Source organism: Corynebacterium mustelae (assembly GCF_001020985.1).
GTDB classification, from domain to species: Bacteria; Actinomycetota; Actinomycetes; order Mycobacteriales; family Mycobacteriaceae; genus Corynebacterium; species Corynebacterium mustelae.
The window spans coordinates 1,435,174-1,453,000 of the sequence record NZ_CP011542.1 but is presented as its reverse complement, the minus strand read 5'-3'; the positions used below and the strand labels follow the sequence as shown (position 1 = coordinate 1,453,000).

Genomic DNA, 17,827 nt, shown 5'->3' with positions numbered 1-17,827 from the left:
TACTTGTGTTCGTCGATGTATGTCAATCTTTTCCAGATTGAATCTGGTGCAGAATCGCACGAGCCTTAGATACAGTCTTGCCTTTTGACTCTTTGTGCGCGTGTGAATGAAGCCCTGTCAATCTGAGTTCTGATTTCTTTAACATGTCATCTGCTGGTAAACACTGCTGCATCAGATCAAGGACAAGCGAGCAGGTTGCAGCGGATAATCTCATTGCGTTGGCATGTTCTAGGAATCCATCGAGTATGGGCCATACGATCGCCACCAATCCGGCTTGTGCTAGATCACCCAGGGGTTCTAATAAGGGTTTTACCTGTGGTTTCAAGCCCCAATCCAAGAGCTGAACATCTACGTTTTCTTCGCGTAACAAGCCCCGCTGCCATGCAGTGATGATAGCTTCTCCTATGCGAGGATCAATTCCCTTGCGTGTGGGACGCATCAACCCCAGAAAGTTGATTAATGCAGCAGGTGGCAGCGGGTTGGCCAAGCATGCCACCTGGGCGGCATATGCGCTGAGTTTTTCGGGCGAGGCAGTTTTCGCCCACCGCAGCACGTGGTATGTTTCTTCCCCAGATCGGGGCAGGATGGTGAAATCAGGGTGGTGCCCGTAGCCCCGCAATACTTGCAGCCTGGGTCGAAGTAGTGTGGTTTCCACGAGTGAGTCTGTAAATGTGTGCCCAGGTAGGCTAAGCAACTCTGTGATAACTTCGCCCACTGTGTAGAGTGTTTTTCTACGTATCGCGGTAGGCAGTGTTTGTTTCACCGCAACGGTGGAGTTACACAATTCGTCGAGCTGACTGCTGTTACAGCATACAAGCCGACATAGAGCTAGGTATAGGTCTGCTTCGCCGACAGACCGTTCATGCAACTCGAAAGTGTCTAGCCGAGCGCAAAAATCTGCGAGAGTTATAGAAAGATCCGAAAAACTTGGGGAAGACAAAAGGCAGGGAATGTCGCCTAACCGTGCGGCGGCTTCCCCATCTCGGGCTCCGATGGGAAAATCATGCTCTTGTTCGAAGCATTCGGCCACATTCATGTTTTTCGCCCATGCTTGAAGTGGGATAAACCGTCCGACTTTTGGCAAGCCGGTTAATGCCCGTTTGGCAGCAACCGGGTCACTCCATGCGAGCTGAACCGCCAGTGCAAAAAATGTCTCTGTGGCTAGATTCGTAGTTAGTGGATCGCGCAGCGCTTCCCGTGCGGCATCCACTAGCAGCGTTACAGTTGAACCAGCACACCTCACCCGTTCAGTAGCCCACAGATTGGGGGTTGGTAGCCATTGAACTGATGGCGCTTTATCTTCGCCATGGTCTTCCTCGTTAGGGTTATGATAGCCCCATCTGTCAAGGAGGCGTTGTGCTGGGGTTGCCACGCCCGGATATTTGCTTTTCACTAGTTCAATAACTTGGGAATGCAGATTAGTTATGGTTTTAGGGCTAAGGTCTGCACGTGAGTGTAGTGCGGTGAGAGTGGCTTTCTGGGTTTTCTGGGTGGGTTGGCATAGCGCTGCGATCGCCAGGTTGGTTACATCTTGCTCGGGAATTATCTCCAGCAGTCGAGGCGCAAAAGCCGAGGTGATTACGGCGTCACCGGATTCGAGAAGAGGCATCAGGTGAGCGCTGTTTGTCAACAGTTCAGCATCCGTAATGCTAAGTTCGTCGCGCAGAACTTTTACGCACTGGGTTTTGTCTGACTTCCGCGTAGTATTGTCCAGTGCGGTGAATAAAACAGCGCATGCCGTAGCCCGGTCGATATTTCCTTGCTGCAGCGCGGCCATTACAACCTTGGAAAACAATGATGTTTTTGCTACTTCTGATTTAGCGAATACCTCCAAGTGCTCACCTATTCGCCCAGGAAGCGTATCTGTTATTGGCAGGTGACTGGGGTCGCCAAAAACAACCACAGATTCTGACACGTCGTAGTGTCGAGCGGCAAGGTGCAGCCAGCTAACAAGATACCCCACGGTTGTAGGAACAGGCAGCTGCAGATATGTTTCGTTGACCAGCGTAAAAGCAACATGATGCGGACTGCTGCAATTTTGATAACCCAAGCTCGACGCATCAAACTTGCTAATTTCGCGAACGAGTTCGCGTGCGTAGGTTTCGCCACGGCGTCGGATGCACGCGACGGTGACATTGGTGTAACGTGCGTCAATAAGCTCCGCTGCGTGGCGTGGTGGCACCCCGACACAGAGTGCGAATAGCCGTAGATTGAGCCGATTTACGTTGTTTAACCCAAGAAGGCTACCTGTAGCAAGTCCAGCACGTGCTACTTTTTGTTCCTCGTCGGTACCGACAGGCATATGTGGCAGAGTGCTAAGTTCGGCGGTGTCCCAGCCAAGTTTGCGATACACCGCAACCGCATCGAGGATTGTGGGCTTCATGATTCTCCTAAGGTTGGCAGTGTTTTTCATACTGCCACATCAGGGCACCTTATTTTTGCTTTTCGACGCCGAACCGTAGCTTCTGCTTTTGTTTTGGTTTGCGGTATAAGAAAAGATCACGGTCAGCCACACCACCTACGGGTTGAGCACACCATGATCTTTTTCTAGTCATTGATACCAATCGGCTATGTTGCGCCTTTAACCACTGTTAATTGCCATTCGGCAACCCCTGTCTGGTGGAAATTTTCCACTTCATGTCCCTGATCCGCAGCCCACTGTGGAATACTGTCGGTGGCCTGCGTACAGTCAAAATCAATCACAAGTTTTTCACCAATCTGAAGGTGAGCGATCGCCTCTTTTGCGTCGATAAGCGGGAAGGGGCACACCGACCCTACCGCATCAAGCGTATATGTCCCAGGGGCAATCTCACGGACCCCCACGGCGGAGGGTGCTGGAAGTTTCAACGCAACAGGCGACGTTTGAAACGCCTTCAACCGATCAAACAGTTCACCATCAAGATGCCCTCCTGCAGCTGGTTGAGGTCGCGCAGACTTCGCAGTTGGTTTCAGCCATATCTTTGACGCGGCCCCAACCCCGATCGCGATTGCAAGCAAGCCAATCCACCCCTGGTAACTAAACAAACTTGTCTCTACCATTCCGTTGCCAACCGTGCAGCCGCCAGCCAAGCTGGCCCCTATCCCCATGAGTATTCCACCCGCCAGGGCACGTACTGCTGTTTCGGGTTCTGGGATGCGAACCCGAAATTCCCCAGTTGCCCGCGCCGCTGCAAACGACCCAAAAAGAATACCTACTACTAGCAGGACACCCCAGTCGAAGTATTGAGTATCCCCTGTAACCACAAAGTTTGTGAGGTTCGCGGAAGGACCAGTGATACCCAGGCCATAGTCACGTCCAGTTGCGGCAGACAACGGCCAAGCTAATACACCAATCACCCCTATTAGAGCACCAGCGACGTATTGGTGCAGCGGTCGCCGCCAGCCTTGCACATGCAAATCCACTTTGGCAGTTCCGGCATCCCGCTTGCGGTAGTATGCAACCGCATAGGCAGTAACAGCAATAAGTGCAGCGATAAAATACCAGGACGAAATCCCTAGGGTTTCGGGAATAGTGGTGGCCTCAATGGTATATCCACGAAGCCAGTTATTAAACCCACTGAGAACGCCTGTCTTCATGGCCGCAGCCGTGGTGGCATAGGCCACCAGCGCTACCCACGAACCGACAAGTCCCTCACCTGATCGGTACCAGGTTCCTGAGGCACATCCGCCAGCAAGAACGATGCCACAGCCGAAAATTAGACCACCGATCACCACTGCAACCGGGGCAAACGAATCGACACTCAATGATATTACGCCTGCGGTATCAAGAGCGTGCAGCCCCACCGCGTGGACTGTGATGACGATGAGCAATGCCACAATACTGCGCCACGTTTTTGCAAGGAATATGTCACGCAGCATTCCCGTGACGCAGAACCGTCCACGTTGCATGATGGCACCGAGCACGATGCCCACTATCAGTCCAGTAATGATCATGAGGTTAGCCTTCTTTCGCAGCAAGTATTCTTCCCGGAATGAACCACATACTAGACAGCTTTGTTTATTTTTTGAATACCTAAACAGACAAAGTAGTCTAAAAATACCCCTTATACTGGCTAAAGAAAATCGATAAGAAGTTGAATATAATCAATTCAGCGCACTAATAACCTAGAGTTCAGCCTTAGATAGGCGCGTATCACTGACTGCACTTAGTCAACCGGCGAATCCGAACGGTAGCGTGGCAAACACCATAAGGCTCGCCAGAATCTCTAGGCGACCGATTTGCCGTGGGTTAAACCGCCTCCCGCGTCGTAACGCAATCACCGGAAGGGCGTACGCACGCACAACCAAAACCACCCACACCAACACGTGCGGCCATGTAGCAAAACCAATAAAAGCCAATGCTGCAACAATCAAAGCGGCAACAACATGAGCACACACTGAACCGATAAACCACGCCCGCGAACCACTTTCCCGAATGAGAGTTTTCACAAGCGGAACCGTCGTAGCAAAGTACATCGTCAAAAGCGCAGTAAAAAGCCACGCTTTCACCGACACCCCGCCTGGGGTAAACCACGCCACCGATGTCGGCACATTATCCGCAACAGGCAGAATCATAGCCGCCGCAACGATAGCCACCAGCCGAGAAGTAAGTTCCCGCTCCCGCTTGCGCCAGGCACGATGGAAGGAAACCGCGACCAAGGGAACATACAGTACGCTCCACCACAGCAGATGCGGGGCTCCGATGATGAGTATCAACCCAAAAACTGCGGTGAGACCAGCGTAGGTAAAAAGTGCCGGTCGATATCTTGGCTTGAAGCGAAACTTCAACCACTTTTCCGCAACCGCGAAGAAGAAAAACCCAAAAGTCCACGCCCCCAAAAGAACAAAATGAAGCCATGTACGATCTGCAATAATCAGGCCAAAGATAAGCGGGGCAAACCCCATAGCCCACGATCCGTGCTGGTCAGTCACCCACCCGTTCTTAAATGCATTCCTCACCATAGCTTCCCACTATAGTAAGTGTTACCTAACAAAAATGCAGACCTTGTGCATTTTCATGCAGTGAAAAATCCCACTATTTTTAAAACAACGAGAACCTAAGTTTCCACAGCCCCGACTCACATTCCGTAGATGTGGTCAACGCAGCTACCAGCTGAAGATTTCTCCACGTGCACATTCCCGTTTCGCGTACGGCCCAAATTTTACACTCTTGCTTGTCGACATCACCGTTACCCAGTTCCCGATTCGGCTCCATCCGGGTGCTGCCATGTTCATGCGATTTTAGCCTCATCAGATCATGCTGGTGGTCTATGCTCTTCGTAGGTATTCAACGATTGTTGAGGTAGATATTGTGGCAGAGATCAATGCTGATCGGACCCAGGTTTTTCGGTGGGGCGTAACAGATTTCGGGAACTTACATTGGCATGATTGCCTCATCCATGGAATAAGTATCGGCAACGATACCCTGAATCTCACATTCGATATTGATTACCTTCTTCAGTGGCCAACCGAGAACGAGCGGGGAAAGTTTCTTGTGGTGCGCTGCGATTTGGTGTTTTTTGATACCCGGGACCTAGTGATCGAATGTGCGAGTATGTATCCTTCGTTGGAGATTGGGACGATTCGGATGGAAACCCCAGAATCTGGGGAAGAAATCACGGATAATGAGCCTGAACGCAAGAAGTTTTTCCTCGAATGCCAAGAGGGAGTATTAAGCTTCACCGCCACCGGTTTTGAGCAAACAGCCACTGGGGAGCCAACCTGGTGTAATACTGCTTATTCGTTGCGGAAAACGTAACTTGCAACAACGCGGCTTAAGAAAGGTTCTTTTATAAGGAATACGAGATGATAGAGGACTATATTGAACAGCCTAAACAAGTCTGGACCACCGAAGATTATGAGGACATGGGGTGGCACGATTCGGTTATTTATGGGATAAACTTCCACCCGGAACATGACCATATCAAATTCGATATAGATTATTGTTTCGGCCACGTGCCCATTAACGATGTTTCTTTTAAGCAATGCACCGCGGCTTGCGACCTCGTTTTTCACGACCCTTCCGAGCTTTCGCTTAATCTCCAACAAACGCCGTTCCCACTTGAAATCGAGGATCTTTATCTTTCATACAACGGCACATACCCATCAGGTTCAGATCGCTGGGCGGTGCGAATTGTGACAATGTGGGGCGAAGTTTCATTCAAGGCCACTGGCTTTACCCAAACCCTCACAAGCGAACTAGTCGTAGGGTGCCGCGACTACTAAAACACCACCTCAAACCTCCACATTCACCCGTTTCTAGTGAATCAATTTGTTGCTCAATAAGCCTTCTGACAAACGGTGTCGAGGGCTTCTGACAGCACAGACTCCCCGTGTTCCAGCCAGTGAAGAAGCTGCGCGTCGGAAGCCCCCGCCCCAACATAAAACCACATGCGTGCCTGAATCTCTTCGCACGTGTCCATGGATGGTTCCGGCGTAAGCATCACCCTCACGAAGCTTCGCCCATCGTTAAAGAAACCAATCCGCTCACCCAACTGTGCTCTAGGCAGATGGTCTATGTAGTTGATGTGTGCGCACGACACCACAAGAAACACACCTTCGTCCCGCGCTCGTTTCACCTGGTAGTAGTAGGGGGAAACAAACCTTTCCGCACCAAATTCCTGCGCAAGGTGTGTGGTAATAAGCTCCGTTACATAAGCATCCGTCACCGGCATGTGCGCTGGCGTATCCGGCACAGGTTCCGTGCTGGTCGAAGCATGGAAGTCTTCGTAGATCCCCTGAATCGCGTGACGTGTATGGGTAAGAAACCCCACCAGCTGGGTATCACTCAAACCCCCAACAACACTGATGGTGAGCTCGGCGCACACATTCCCCTGGCCATCGCGCCGCAACCGAAACGGACCCCACCTTTCCAGTTTCGCCACCCGCTCCATAGTCGCATCGGGTGCGGGAATGACCGCCATAACCAGCACCGTTTGTTTGTCTGCATCGCAGTGCAGCTCCCAGTGTGTAGTTCCCACAGTCAACCCATAACCCTTCGCGATACAGCGGTATCGCAGGGGTATACCACACTCGGCTGATCAACTCAGCTGTTATGTTTGCAGGCACCGTGTTCCACCAGTTCTTCTAGCTTCGGCATTGTCTCTGCGCACCAGGATTCAAGCTGTTCATCGCTCGCCCCAGCACCACAATAAAAAACGGTGCGAGCGGAAATTTCACCCCAATACTCCTCCACCACTCCGACATGGGTTTTACGGTTTAGTTCATCGATTTTCTCCCCAACATCCTGCGGCAGATAGGTGCTGCTAAACAAGCCACCTTCATCCCTGAATTCAAGCTGCAATTCTTCACCATCGAGACTGATCGTTCCATAACGACGGTCCCCTACCTCAAGCTCGTGGTAGTAGGTAGTGTCAGTCACCTGAAGTTTTCCGCCATCGTGTGCCAACAGTGCATAAAGGCGTTCCGGAATAACCGCTGGCAGTGTCACAGCCACCTCGCGTTTCAGCGGTTGCGGCGCGGTTTGATGCATCCCACACTGGGTGCCAAGATCGTGGAACAGCACGCACAGGTCGTTGTGTACAAACACTAACCAGCCTTTGAGCTGCTCGGCACTCAGCCCCATGCGAACATCGGTCATCAGTGAGACTTCTAACCGTTTCGCCCCAGAATCTTCACGGAACACTAGACCCCGCCATATGCGCTGCCTTAATACTTCCGCCACTTTCCCAGCATCACGCACCCGCCCTGGCCATTCGGCACGAAACTCAAGTAACCCTGCGTCTTCATGCAGCACCACGTCAAGGCTGATCCGATCAAACGTTATGCACATTCCAACAGGCCACGTCTCGTACGCTTCATACCCCAGCGTGGCAGCGGCGTCGAAAAGCTTCTCGACGCTCACCTCACCCACCTTCGCCATCACCGTCTCCCCGCTTTCCGCCGTCCTTGACTCTCTCGCACTCGTTTCAAAAAATCCCCCGCCTAGCTGCCACGTTAGCTTTGTGCAGGATTTTTCTTAATCACATGCCAAGCAGAATACGAAGCTCGTTGGCCTTAGTCTTGGCCACCACCTTCTTCTTCATTTCTGCGATCTGGTTCAACGGCTCCCACTCCGTGGCGGGGATCTTGCCGCGCTTTGTTGCCTCGGCCAGAATCGGCGCGTGATAGATCGCGCAATCAAGAACCCTGTTCAACCACTTTGGCACGGACTCGCCCGCATCGATAAAACCAGCGGCCACCGCAATGGATTCAGTAAGACTTGGCCACAGTGCTGGCAAGTGAGATGGGTTTTTCTCAATCGCTTTCACAAGTGGAACCGGTGACCAAAAGTCCAGCTGGAGAAGCCGCGGAATCACAGCTTTCATACTTGCAGCACTAATCGTATTCAGATTTAGTTGGCGACCGAGTTCTTCGAAAGCGCCCTTTGGCTCTTTCGGCACCGCAAGGAAGGCGCACAGAATGTAGAGGAAACTATCCGGGAACTCCGAAGAAGGATAAAATTCCTTATTCCAGCTGCGGGTATCAGGCGCGCTTTCCAGCTGCCACGTTGAACCATCAAAACAGAGGTGCTCCTCGCGCAGAGTTGCGGTTTTTCCATTGCTTAGTTCGTGGAATCGCCACGGATGGATGGAGGAAAATGGGAACTTTCGGAATGCCTTTCCTGGGTATTCGGGGACGCTTACCACAGCAAAAAGACCATCCGAGCGCCAGAACAATGCATTTTCATCGTCCTCTATTTCCTCGAAAGTAACAGTCGCCGTGTCTGGTCGCGCCGGACCTTCTCCACGGTTCTCGGGCCATAGCTCTGTGAACTCACCACTAAATTCGACCTCAGGTTGAGGCTCTTCAACGCGAGTATCCGCTGCTGGTGATGTAGTACCCTCCAAAAGTTTCATTGCAGCACGCGCCGCCTCCGCTAACCTCGATGAGCCCTTCTTTGTGCCAAAAGCCCGAATCCCCGGCAACTCCAACACATGTGGATCAGCCACGCCAGCCTCAACTGCTTGCTGCACACTCGGCAACAGCTCAACAGTCAACTCCGCAATCTCACCGGCGCCCTTATGTGGACGCACCGCTTGAGAAGCCGCAACAAGAATGTCGTTCATCAACGGCCACACCAGGGCAAGCATCCCGTCATGAGCTAGATCACGGAAAACCTCATCCAGCCCATGGAAACTCTTAACAGGGTTTTTCCACCCTATGCTGTTGATGTCAGCAACACCTGGGATTAGCAACCCCCTGCGCCACGCCGCCCGAATCGCCTCATCAAGCCCCACAGCCTTGCCCTTAGCATTCAATCGCGGGGCAGCAATCAGATTCATAGCAATACCAGGACTCAACGGCGTAGAGCAACGCGCCAACTGCTTGGCGACGGCGGCAAGGCACGCCCCTTGGAAAGTACTATGGCCCGTGGCACCGAACTCTTTAAAAAACCCGTCTCCCATGAGCGGGAAAATAAACGGTTCATAGAAAGTGAAATAGTGGACCGAACCATGATTGACCAACCGCTCCAACACTCTCGGAACGGCAAAACCTCCGTTTGAATCGATCAACCCAGTCTCGGGCCACACCGTGGCAAGAAACTCCTCCTCACAGAGGTATTCCTCCACAACATCAGCAACAGTGCCGAGGTATTCCTCATCACCAAACCACCGCAAAGGCAACGGAAACTCTCTCACCCGCCGAATAAGCTCATGCAGGTCATGCCCACGCACATCCAACCGACACAACGCAAGCAGAAGATCCCTCGAAGAAACCGGGACACCAGCCAAACGATATGTTTCTAACCGCGCAAAGAAATCCTCTGGCATAATCCGCAAATCCACAAAAGAAGGCTGCGATAACAACACCGGAAACGACCCAACGTTGTACCATACCGCGAATCCACGATCCCCAACCGGATCACTACCAACCGTTCGTATATAAGGAGCATCGTGATCAGTTTGGGAATCGATATAGCGCTGTGCGGACTGAAAGTCCGTTTGTGCTAAGGCCACGAGGATGGCAAAGAACTGCTCAAGCTCAATGTCATAGCTCGGCCCGCTGTCATATTTATCCGGTGATGTTGCCTGCTGTGCCGCCACTAACGCATCCACATCGACCTGCTCCACCTCAAAACGCTCAACCTCCCACACCGGCGGTACAGGCTCCCACGTAACGGTTGGTGCTTCCATTTCATTCAGCGGTGTGGCAGGTTCTAGCTGCTCACCCGCCTGGTCCAGCAAACTAGCAGCCAGCTTCACAACCTGCTTATTCCGAGCCCCTGCAAGCTCCTGCAATCTCTGCACAAGTGGTGTCAGCAACTCCCCCGTCAGATCAGTACGGGCCGATAATCCCTGCAACACAACCAATTGTGCCTTCTGCGTGGAAGCATACAACGCACCCACCGCCACTTCTGCCGCCTGAGCAGCAGCCGCAACAGCAAAAAACCGCGCCCCCACGGCGTCGATAAGCACAGCATCACCCGATGCAATCAACGCCCCCAACGTCTCCGCATGAGCACGAATCTCATCATCAGTAATCGCAAGGTCACCGCACAAAAGCTCCACACAGCGCTTATGCTCACTCGGACGGGCAGGCGCATTCACCGCCGCCACCGTATAATCAACCACCTCTTTTCTTGTAAACACACCGTTTTCTAAGCCCGCACGAAGCACATACCCCAACGCACCCCACAACGGAACTCCCTGCTCCACAGCCATCTCCACATGCGCACGCATGGAGCGAAGCAACGTCTCCTTCGGTGGAATCTGGTCAACCTCGCCTTGGAAGTATGCCCCCTCCCTCCCATAGAAGGCATACGCAACAATCCCGGCCCAATCCCGCAAATACCAGGGATACGCAGGGACTTCAAAATCAAGGCCGTAGTCTTCAACGATCAGGAGAAATGACAACATACATAGATCCCACGCCCCCACGGAAGTGTCGTCGCCCCAACGATCACGCTTCTCAATGCCAGCCATTACGTCGCGCACATACTTAGGTCCGCGTTGAAGCGCACACTGGGCAGCAGTTGGCCACTCACGTACAGCCGCGAAATCCAAAAGCCACACCGCTCGCTTGGCGCTAACCCCACATCGGATCGCGAACAGCGCCAGCATGGTGTGACTAACCTGAACAAGATCGTAAGTGGTGCCGCTGTAAGAATCATCCACCCATTTTTTCCAGGCGCCTTTTTCTAGCCCTTTGACTACGAGCTCTTGCTGTTCGGGGGTCCCTAAGGGCAAGATGGGTGCATCAGAAATTTCAGCGTCGTCCCAGCCGAGTTCTTTGAAAATCTCAACAGCTTTGCGCAGCTTAGGCGGTGCAACAGGGGGTTTGGTCATAGGATGCTCTCTTTAAATGCTTGGCGGAAAACACGTAAACATACCTTTTGTAGCATGGCTGGCTAACACAAGCCCCCAAAAATGGCCAAACACACATTCGTATCTTAGAAAACACCGTGCCCGCAGCTAGTACCCAAACAAAATAAGCTCCCCCCAATACGATCGCTTCACGGGTTGTTTTTCGTGCCCATTGCCAACATTGCAATCGTTTCGCCAGTATATGCCCGTGCTCTTGCTTGTCGACGCCCACAGCATTACCCATTACCGTTTCTCTGGTTTCCTGTGCAGCCTTAACGCCAGTTCATGCATGAGGACAAGAGTGTGATCACACCAGTAAATCAGCTGCTCGTCAGTGGCTCCCGCCCCGCAGTACACCACTGTGTGGATGAAAAGCTCGCGATACCCATTAATCTCAATAGCGCCTATGTGCGGTTCTTGGTTCAATTGCACAACGATAGCGTGCACTTCAGGAGGGAGGAACTTCTTTTGGTAATAGCCGGATTCGTCCCAATACGATAACCGCAACGTCTCGCCAGTAAACCTCACGGTTATTAAGCCCAAGCCCTCGGCTTCACGGTGTTGTTGATACGCCTCATCACTCACCTCAACGGGGAGGGAACCCCGTGAAAGCAACTCCTCACACCGCCGTGGGGTGACCGCGGGTAACGTCGCATCGATCGCACATACAAGCGGGGTGAGTGCGGGCGAAAGAATGCTGAAATGGGTGTTGAGGTCATGAAACACCACGCATACATCGTTGTGGACAAACACCAGCCAGCCTATGAGCTGTTCATCGCTCAATCCGGCCTGCACATCGGTGACAAAGGACAGATGCACCACACGCCCACCGGCCTCGTCGCTGACAATAGTTCCGCGCCACATACTCCCCGAAAGTGCCGCGGCAATCTCATCACGCTTACGCGCGGGGCCTGGCCATGTGGTACGAAACTCCAGCAACGTTGCGTTCTCATGGAGCACAACCTCCAACGCGAATTGCTCACACTCAATCCACGCACTCGTTGGGCTCAGCGGATACGCCACACACCCAGGCAGCCTACTTCCTGCCTGTGCTAGCCGATCCGGCGTGACTTTTGGTGTGAGAGTATGAACCATGTTAAGAACCTTCCACAATTTTTATAGTTCGGCAAAGGCTGCTTGAAGTGCTTTCGCACGTTTCTGCGTAGCCCCTGTCGCATTCCCCTCAGCAATCACTGTGAGGCCTGCCCATTCCGTTGCTGGGATGATCCCGCGGGCAGTCGCAGCCACCAACACGTCGAGATGTTGTTCCACTACTTTCAGTGCACCGTTGAGCCACTTCGGTAGCTTTCCTGTTGTCTTGTTTTCGCCAGCTAGGCGAATGCTTTCTGTTATAAGGGGCCACAAGGCGGAAATGGCGGTGGGGTGCTTGTCCAGAATTTTCAGTGCTTTAGCGAGGTTCCATTCTGCAACCTCGGCAAGCATGCGTGCCGCGTGGCGGATATGCTCTGAAGGTAGTCTGCCGTGGCTAATCGCCCCTAACACTACCTGCTGCGCCAGGGACACGGGGTACGGTTTCCCGTAGCTTCCCAGAAACGCCACGAGCGCAACGGAGACTTCCATCAGCGCGGGAATATCCTTAATGGGGTCGCTTGCTTGAATGTCCCAATCATCAGTTTCGAACCAAGCACCGCGGCGCCACGCGAGGATAACGGTTCTGCCTTCCGCATCCTCATCATCTATCAGTGAGCGGCGGGTAACCACCAGGGTGGCGTCCTCGTTCCAGGTTTCCACGCACAATGGGGCGTTCACCACGTACTGGGATTTTTCGTCCTCGCCGAGTTTGAGCACAACCCACAGGTCTTCCCCAGAAGAATCAGACTTGCCGAAACCAACCTCCACGTTTACCTGCGAGTCATGAATGCGTGCGGGGGCGAAGGTTTCACCCCACCGGGCTGCGAACTCCTCCTCGCTGAGAGTTTCCACCTTCTTCCCGGCACCAGTTTCCTGCTTCGGCGCATCCACACCCAAGGTGCCCATCGCTTTCTGCGCCGCCGTGACCAGCTTTGACTTGCCCGTCTTTGCCGCACACGCCCGAAGGCCAGGCACATCAAGTGCCTCTTTCGGCGCTACGCCTTCTTTCACGGCGGCGCACACATGGGGTGCAAGATCAGCCATGGCCTGCACTGCTTCCACCGCACCTGGGGTAGTGGCGGAACGGGCGGCGGCTATGCGGCACACATCGTCAAAAATCGGCCACACCACCGAAAGCAAACCGTCACCGGCCAGCTCCTTGAGTGGTTGCGCTAACCCAGTGAAACTGGTGGCGTGTGTGCGCCAGTCTAAAAACTCAACGTTAGCGGTGCCGGGGAGTAGGATTCCGCGTCGAAAAGCTAGCGTGACGGCATCATGCACGCGGGCGAAGATTTCAGGGTCACTGATCCGCAGCGCACCCAGCAGATTCATGGCTACACCTGGGGAAAGCACATGCTCAGCCTGGGCAACGGTCTCAGCGTGCGCGGCGCACCGCAACCAGCTACTCTTCTTTGTCGCCCGCAAACCCAGGTGCGGGGTATCCGCCCAGGTGGGGAACAGCGTAGGATCAACCCCGCCACGCGGCGCATTGAGACGGTCCGGGAACACACTCAAGCAGTGCGGAATTGCGACAGGTTGGGCGACAAACTCCCCCACCTCTGGGTCAGCTACAAGGCCGGGATCGTCGATCTGGTCGAAAATATAGTCGGCGATCACCTCGCCCACAGTCACGGTGACCGGCTGTGAGGTTTCAATAAACTGAAGGTCGAAGGTGCGTGCCTGATCCGCCGCCGCTGACCAATCCAGCTCGGAAGTTTTCAGCCGCATGAGTGCGATCTGCAAGTCCGCCTCGCTCACGCTCGCGTTTGCTGCGCGGTACGCCTCAAGACGTGCAATGAGGTCAGCAAAATCGATGCCGAAATCCATGGTGCTTGGGGTAGACAGCAGGCAGGGGATCTCACCGAAATTCTGGACCAGTCGCACCTCACGGGCATAGAACAGCGACGACTGCTCATAGTCTTCGAACCAGCCCCCGTTGGGCTCATCAAACACAAGCCCCAACATGCCGTTTCCCCAGTTCATTGTTGCGTCCTGCACCGCTCGCACCGCCTGGTCACGGTCATGAAAGGCAAGCTGGGTCGCAAGCGCCCAAAACCGCTCGATATGGTGGTTAGATTCCGGGTTAAAACCGTAGTTGGCCTGCGCAAACGCCGCCGCAAGGTTGGCCACGGTCACTTCGCCCACCTCGAAGCGCCCCGGCTGGGTAAAGCTTGGCGTGGGCTGCCACCAATTCCCCACTGGCGCAGGCGCCGTTTCTACCCGCTGTGCAGGGGTTTTACCCCACGCTGCGAGCAGTTTCCCCGCAAGTGCCGCTGCCTTCGGATCGTCGTGGGTATAAAGTTCTTCTAGTCGCGCTAACAGGTGCTGCTTCGTCTGCTCCGTGAGATCGTTGCGCTTGCTCAGCGTGGTGAGCACCGACTTCAGCCCCGCTAGTGTGGGCACATACAGGGCGCCGAGTGCGGTATTGGCAAGCTCAGGCTCCGGCATAAGCGCGAGAAGCCGCAGGCCATACGCCTTCACGCAGTCGGCGTGGCTCGCCGCGATCTGGCTTGCCAGCACACCTAGGTTACGGGTGATGTCGGCGTCGCTAAGTTCAAGATCCTCGGTGAGCATTTGCAGTAGGCGTCGGCGCTGCTTCGGTTTTGAGCATTTTTCCAGATCGCGGGCGATCCACGCAAGCAGATCATCGCGGTTGCCCGCCCCAGCTTTCACACCGGCGACCAGCCCCCGCCCCACGGTTGCGTGCAGCTCCGCCTGCATCGACTCTGCCACCGAATAGTGCTCCTCGTAACGCGCCAAAAGTTGCTCACGTGTGGGAAAGCAGCCCGGATATTCCTTACTCAGTATCTCCCTTACGGCAGTCGCCCCCGCCTGGATTGCGAGTACCCCGCCCCAATAATGCAGGTAGTCGAGGCTTTCCGGCACAGCAATGTGTACCCCACCCACGCCCGCAACAAGGCGGACCGCAGCCACGCAGCTGGTGTCAAGGAGTGTATCCGCCAGCGGCCGTACGCTTGTCGACGCCGCCACCACGTAGTCCCGCACGTACCGCTCGCCCCGGCGCGCAACGCATTCTGCGACGACTTTCGGGTGCTGGTCCTTAGTCATCCGTGCCGCGGTTGTCGCATCTACACCCATGACGATGGCGAAAATCCCAAGGTATCGCGGTTGATGGCCACAGTTTTCTTCCCACTCGTGGGAATCCCAGTCGAGGGTACCCAAGGCTTTAATGCCCAGTTGGGCAGTATTTTTCTGCTCATCGGTAGGGGTCGGCAGGGTGAGAATATCCTGCGGTTTAGTGATCGTGGCCCAGCCGAGTCCCTTGTAAATGTCGAGTGCGGCAACGAGGTTCGCTGTTGCGGTCATTGGTGGGTATTCTTTCTGTCGTTGTGGGATTAGGCAAGTCTGAGGATTCGGCGGTAGGTGTCGTAAGAGGTCACAAAATTGTTCTCCTCCGAACCTTTTTCATGAGTGTAATCCACAAAATAAGGCGTGACTGGGAAGAACGACCAGGCCACACCCGCATCACCACAGTAACCGGTTCCGCCATCGCCACCTTTTCGTGCCACATCAATCCCATCACTCACAAGCTCGTAGCGGTAAGGGTTATAGGCGATTTCTAGGCCAAAGAAATTCGGTTTGATCAGTGTCTCCTCCACCGTCGAGAGAAAAGCACTCGAAGGGTAATTTTCCCCATCCGGTCTGATTCCTGTGATGGATTCAAAATCAAGACTTTCACTCCACGGCGCAAGGGTCCGGCACCCACCACCGGCAAGGTACTCCCACTCACGCAAGGTGAGCAGGGAAAACCCGTCGCTTTCTGCCGCTTCTTGAAGTTCGTCGTAATAAAGTTCCACAAAAAGCTCTATTCGCCACGGCGCCGATTTATCATCACGGGTGATTAACACAGTCTCGTCGAGCTCGCTACTCACCACCCCCATTTTCTCGGCTTCGGCAATCAATTCTTGAATTTCAGGGTCATTCGCCACCTCTTTGGCAGTTGCTTCCCGCCAACACGGAACACGTGCGGCGCGTTCAACCAGCATCGGCGCAATCGTGCAGTGTTCCATAGCCGTGGTGTGAGTACGAAGTAACTCGGTTATCTTTGTGCGAAATTCAGGGCTAGCAGCAGCGGCGCGAATTTCTTCATCTGTTCCCGCGCCATTGTCTCGTGCAAAGTCCAGCCACATTTCCTCCCGCGGTTCCTCGGTGAATCCATCCCAACCCAAGTTCACCTCGGCACCGGGCACGAACACGAACTCGCTGTCTAGGCTTCTGGGATGGCGGAAAATGCCCGTGAATGTTGAACGTCCAAAACGGGAAAACTCTTGGGTTTCAATGAGCGTAGTCCCCGTGTGCTCGGCGATCTGGCGCAGGAGTTTCACCTGCTCATCGCGGGAAAGCGCGGCGTAGGTGGGCTTAGAGAGCTTTGTTTTATCCATCAATTCTGATAACCCTTCGGTAGAAGTCGAAGCGATCGCTGGGGCCATCCCTCAACATTTCGGTTTCTTCAAAATAAGGGGACGTTGGGAACGCTACTGCCCACGAAAAACCGGCACCACCGTGGCTGTTGCAGCCACCGTCCCCGCCCTTGAACATAAAACCATCGTCGGTGGTAACGATCTCACGCTTGAATGGATCAAAGGCAATGGTCAGGCCGAAAAAGTTAGGGTGCTCCCACGCCTGGACATCGTTTGTGAACCCAGGCGTTGCGGTGCGAAAAGAATTGTGCTCAAGACTGTCACCCCACACCGCGAGGGTTTCACAGCCACCGCCCGCCAAATATTCCCACTCGCGCATCGTCGGCAGTGAGAATCCCGCCGCCTCTACTTGTTGTTTCAGCTGGTCAAATGTGAGGTCTTCCCACTCTCGCGCCCGCCAATGCGCAGTATTGTTGGACTGCGAAACCTCCAACCGATTGCGCAGGGTGTACACATCCACGTGGTGGTCAATGGCTTTACGGATCAATTCCTGAACATCGGCACGCACTTCCACGTCCTCAGCGGGAATATCCCTCCAGCAGGGCTGAATCACGCGGCGTTCCACCAACATAGGGCCAATAGTAAAGGTTCCCTTAGGTGTGGTTTGCTCCCGAAAAATATCGATTGTGTCCTGTTGGAATGCTTCCTCCTGAGCCCGTTTCCTCACTTCTAAGTCGCCTTCTTCGGGTGGTTCTTCGCACGTGAACCACTCGGCCAGCTCCACCCACATGTCCATGCTTGGTGGAGTAACAAACCCGTCCCAACCCAAGTTCACCTCGGCACCGGGCACGAACACGAACTCGCTGTCGCCCACGATGAAGATGGCAGTGTCAAGGTGTCGCCCGAAGCGCTCAAAGCGGATAAACTCGCTGATTGTGGCGCCGTATTTTTCGGCAATCGCCGTTAGCGCCTGCCGCCGCCCATCATTAGGGAGAGAACTGTAGTTCGGTTCCGAAAGCAAAGTGAGATCCATCGCCATTCTTTTCTTCGACTCATTTATCTCTCACA

At 54.0% G+C, this 17,827-nt stretch carries 12 protein-coding genes; 2 read left to right on the top strand and 10 right to left on the bottom strand.

The window, feature by feature from the left end; all coding sequences use genetic code 11:
* Positions 1-22: 22 nt before the first annotated feature.
* The 3 genes from CMUST_RS06710 to CMUST_RS06700 form a co-directional block, all read right to left on the bottom strand.
* The gene (locus CMUST_RS06710; protein WP_047261871.1) at positions 23-2,383 is read right to left on the bottom strand and encodes a hypothetical protein; all 2,361 of its coding nucleotides are present in this window, start codon (positions 2,381-2,383) and stop codon (positions 23-25) included.
* A 185-nt stretch (positions 2,384-2,568) separates the two neighbouring features.
* On the bottom strand, positions 2,569-3,933 hold the full coding sequence (locus CMUST_RS06705) for a YeeE/YedE thiosulfate transporter family protein (RefSeq protein WP_047261870.1): 1,365 nt from the start codon (positions 3,931-3,933) through the stop codon (positions 2,569-2,571).
* Positions 3,934-4,149: 216 nt separating this feature from the next.
* The gene (locus CMUST_RS06700; RefSeq protein ID WP_047261869.1) at positions 4,150-4,941 is read right to left on the bottom strand and encodes a YwiC-like family protein; all 792 of its coding nucleotides are present in this window, start codon (positions 4,939-4,941) and stop codon (positions 4,150-4,152) included.
* A 295-nt stretch (positions 4,942-5,236) separates the two neighbouring features.
* On the opposite strand from CMUST_RS06700, the gene CMUST_RS06695 reads away from it, so the two are divergent.
* Positions 5,237-5,737, top strand: coding sequence for a hypothetical protein (locus CMUST_RS06695; protein WP_047261868.1), 501 nt, complete (start codon positions 5,237-5,239; stop codon positions 5,735-5,737).
* 47 nt (positions 5,738-5,784) lie between these two features.
* Positions 5,785-6,204, top strand: a complete 420-nt coding sequence (locus CMUST_RS06690; protein WP_047261867.1) for a hypothetical protein — start codon at positions 5,785-5,787, stop codon at positions 6,202-6,204.
* 53 nt (positions 6,205-6,257) lie between these two features.
* Here the strand turns inward: CMUST_RS06690 and CMUST_RS06685 are convergent, their stop codons facing one another.
* From CMUST_RS06685 to CMUST_RS06655, 7 genes are all read right to left on the bottom strand, one after another.
* Complete coding sequence (locus CMUST_RS06685; RefSeq protein WP_047261866.1) at positions 6,258-6,959, bottom strand: hypothetical protein; 702 nt, start codon at positions 6,957-6,959, stop codon at positions 6,258-6,260.
* A 65-nt stretch (positions 6,960-7,024) separates the two neighbouring features.
* Complete coding sequence (locus CMUST_RS06680; RefSeq protein ID WP_047261865.1) at positions 7,025-7,861, bottom strand: hypothetical protein; 837 nt, start codon at positions 7,859-7,861, stop codon at positions 7,025-7,027.
* A 100-nt stretch (positions 7,862-7,961) separates the two neighbouring features.
* Positions 7,962-11,267, bottom strand: coding sequence for a hypothetical protein (locus CMUST_RS06675; RefSeq protein WP_047261864.1), 3,306 nt, complete (start codon positions 11,265-11,267; stop codon positions 7,962-7,964).
* Positions 11,268-11,528: 261 nt separating this feature from the next.
* Positions 11,529-12,380 (bottom strand): hypothetical protein, encoded by an 852-nt coding sequence (locus tag CMUST_RS06670; protein WP_047261863.1) that lies wholly within the window; start codon positions 12,378-12,380, stop codon positions 11,529-11,531.
* Positions 12,381-12,401: 21 nt separating this feature from the next.
* Positions 12,402-15,704, bottom strand: a complete 3,303-nt coding sequence (locus CMUST_RS06665) for a DUF7824 domain-containing protein (protein ID WP_047261862.1) — start codon at positions 15,702-15,704, stop codon at positions 12,402-12,404.
* A 29-nt stretch (positions 15,705-15,733) separates the two neighbouring features.
* Entirely contained in the window at positions 15,734-16,780 is a 1,047-nt protein-coding gene (locus CMUST_RS06660) for a hypothetical protein (protein ID WP_047261861.1), read from the bottom strand.
* Positions 16,773-17,792: a hypothetical protein gene (locus CMUST_RS06655; RefSeq protein ID WP_047261860.1), complete on the bottom strand. Its 1,020-nt coding sequence runs from the start codon at positions 17,790-17,792 to the stop codon at positions 16,773-16,775. The genes CMUST_RS06660 and CMUST_RS06655 overlap by 8 nt, the downstream gene beginning before the upstream one ends.
* Between the last annotated feature and the right edge of the window lie 35 nt (positions 17,793-17,827).

Coding starts and splice junctions, on each gene's coding strand:
- CMUST_RS06710 (WP_047261871.1), bottom strand. CDS start 2,383: ATGAAGCCCACAATCCTCGATGCGGTTGCGGTGTATCGCAAACTTGGC.
- CMUST_RS06705 (WP_047261870.1), bottom strand. CDS start 3,933: ATGATCATTACTGGACTGATAGTGGGCATCGTGCTCGGTGCCATCATG.
- CMUST_RS06700 (WP_047261869.1), bottom strand. CDS start 4,941: ATGGTGAGGAATGCATTTAAGAACGGGTGGGTGACTGACCAGCACGGA.
- CMUST_RS06695 (WP_047261868.1), top strand. CDS start 5,237: ATGCTGGTGGTCTATGCTCTTCGTAGGTATTCAACGATTGTTGAGGTA.
- CMUST_RS06690 (WP_047261867.1), top strand. CDS start 5,785: ATGATAGAGGACTATATTGAACAGCCTAAACAAGTCTGGACCACCGAA.
- CMUST_RS06680 (WP_047261865.1), bottom strand. CDS start 7,861: ATGGCGAAGGTGGGTGAGGTGAGCGTCGAGAAGCTTTTCGACGCCGCT.
- CMUST_RS06675 (WP_047261864.1), bottom strand. CDS start 11,267: ATGACCAAACCCCCTGTTGCACCGCCTAAGCTGCGCAAAGCTGTTGAG.
- CMUST_RS06670 (WP_047261863.1), bottom strand. CDS start 12,380: ATGGTTCATACTCTCACACCAAAAGTCACGCCGGATCGGCTAGCACAG.
- CMUST_RS06665 (WP_047261862.1), bottom strand. CDS start 15,704: ATGACCGCAACAGCGAACCTCGTTGCCGCACTCGACATTTACAAGGGA.
- CMUST_RS06660 (WP_047261861.1), bottom strand. CDS start 16,780: ATGGATAAAACAAAGCTCTCTAAGCCCACCTACGCCGCGCTTTCCCGC.
- CMUST_RS06655 (WP_047261860.1), bottom strand. CDS start 17,792: ATGGATCTCACTTTGCTTTCGGAACCGAACTACAGTTCTCTCCCTAAT.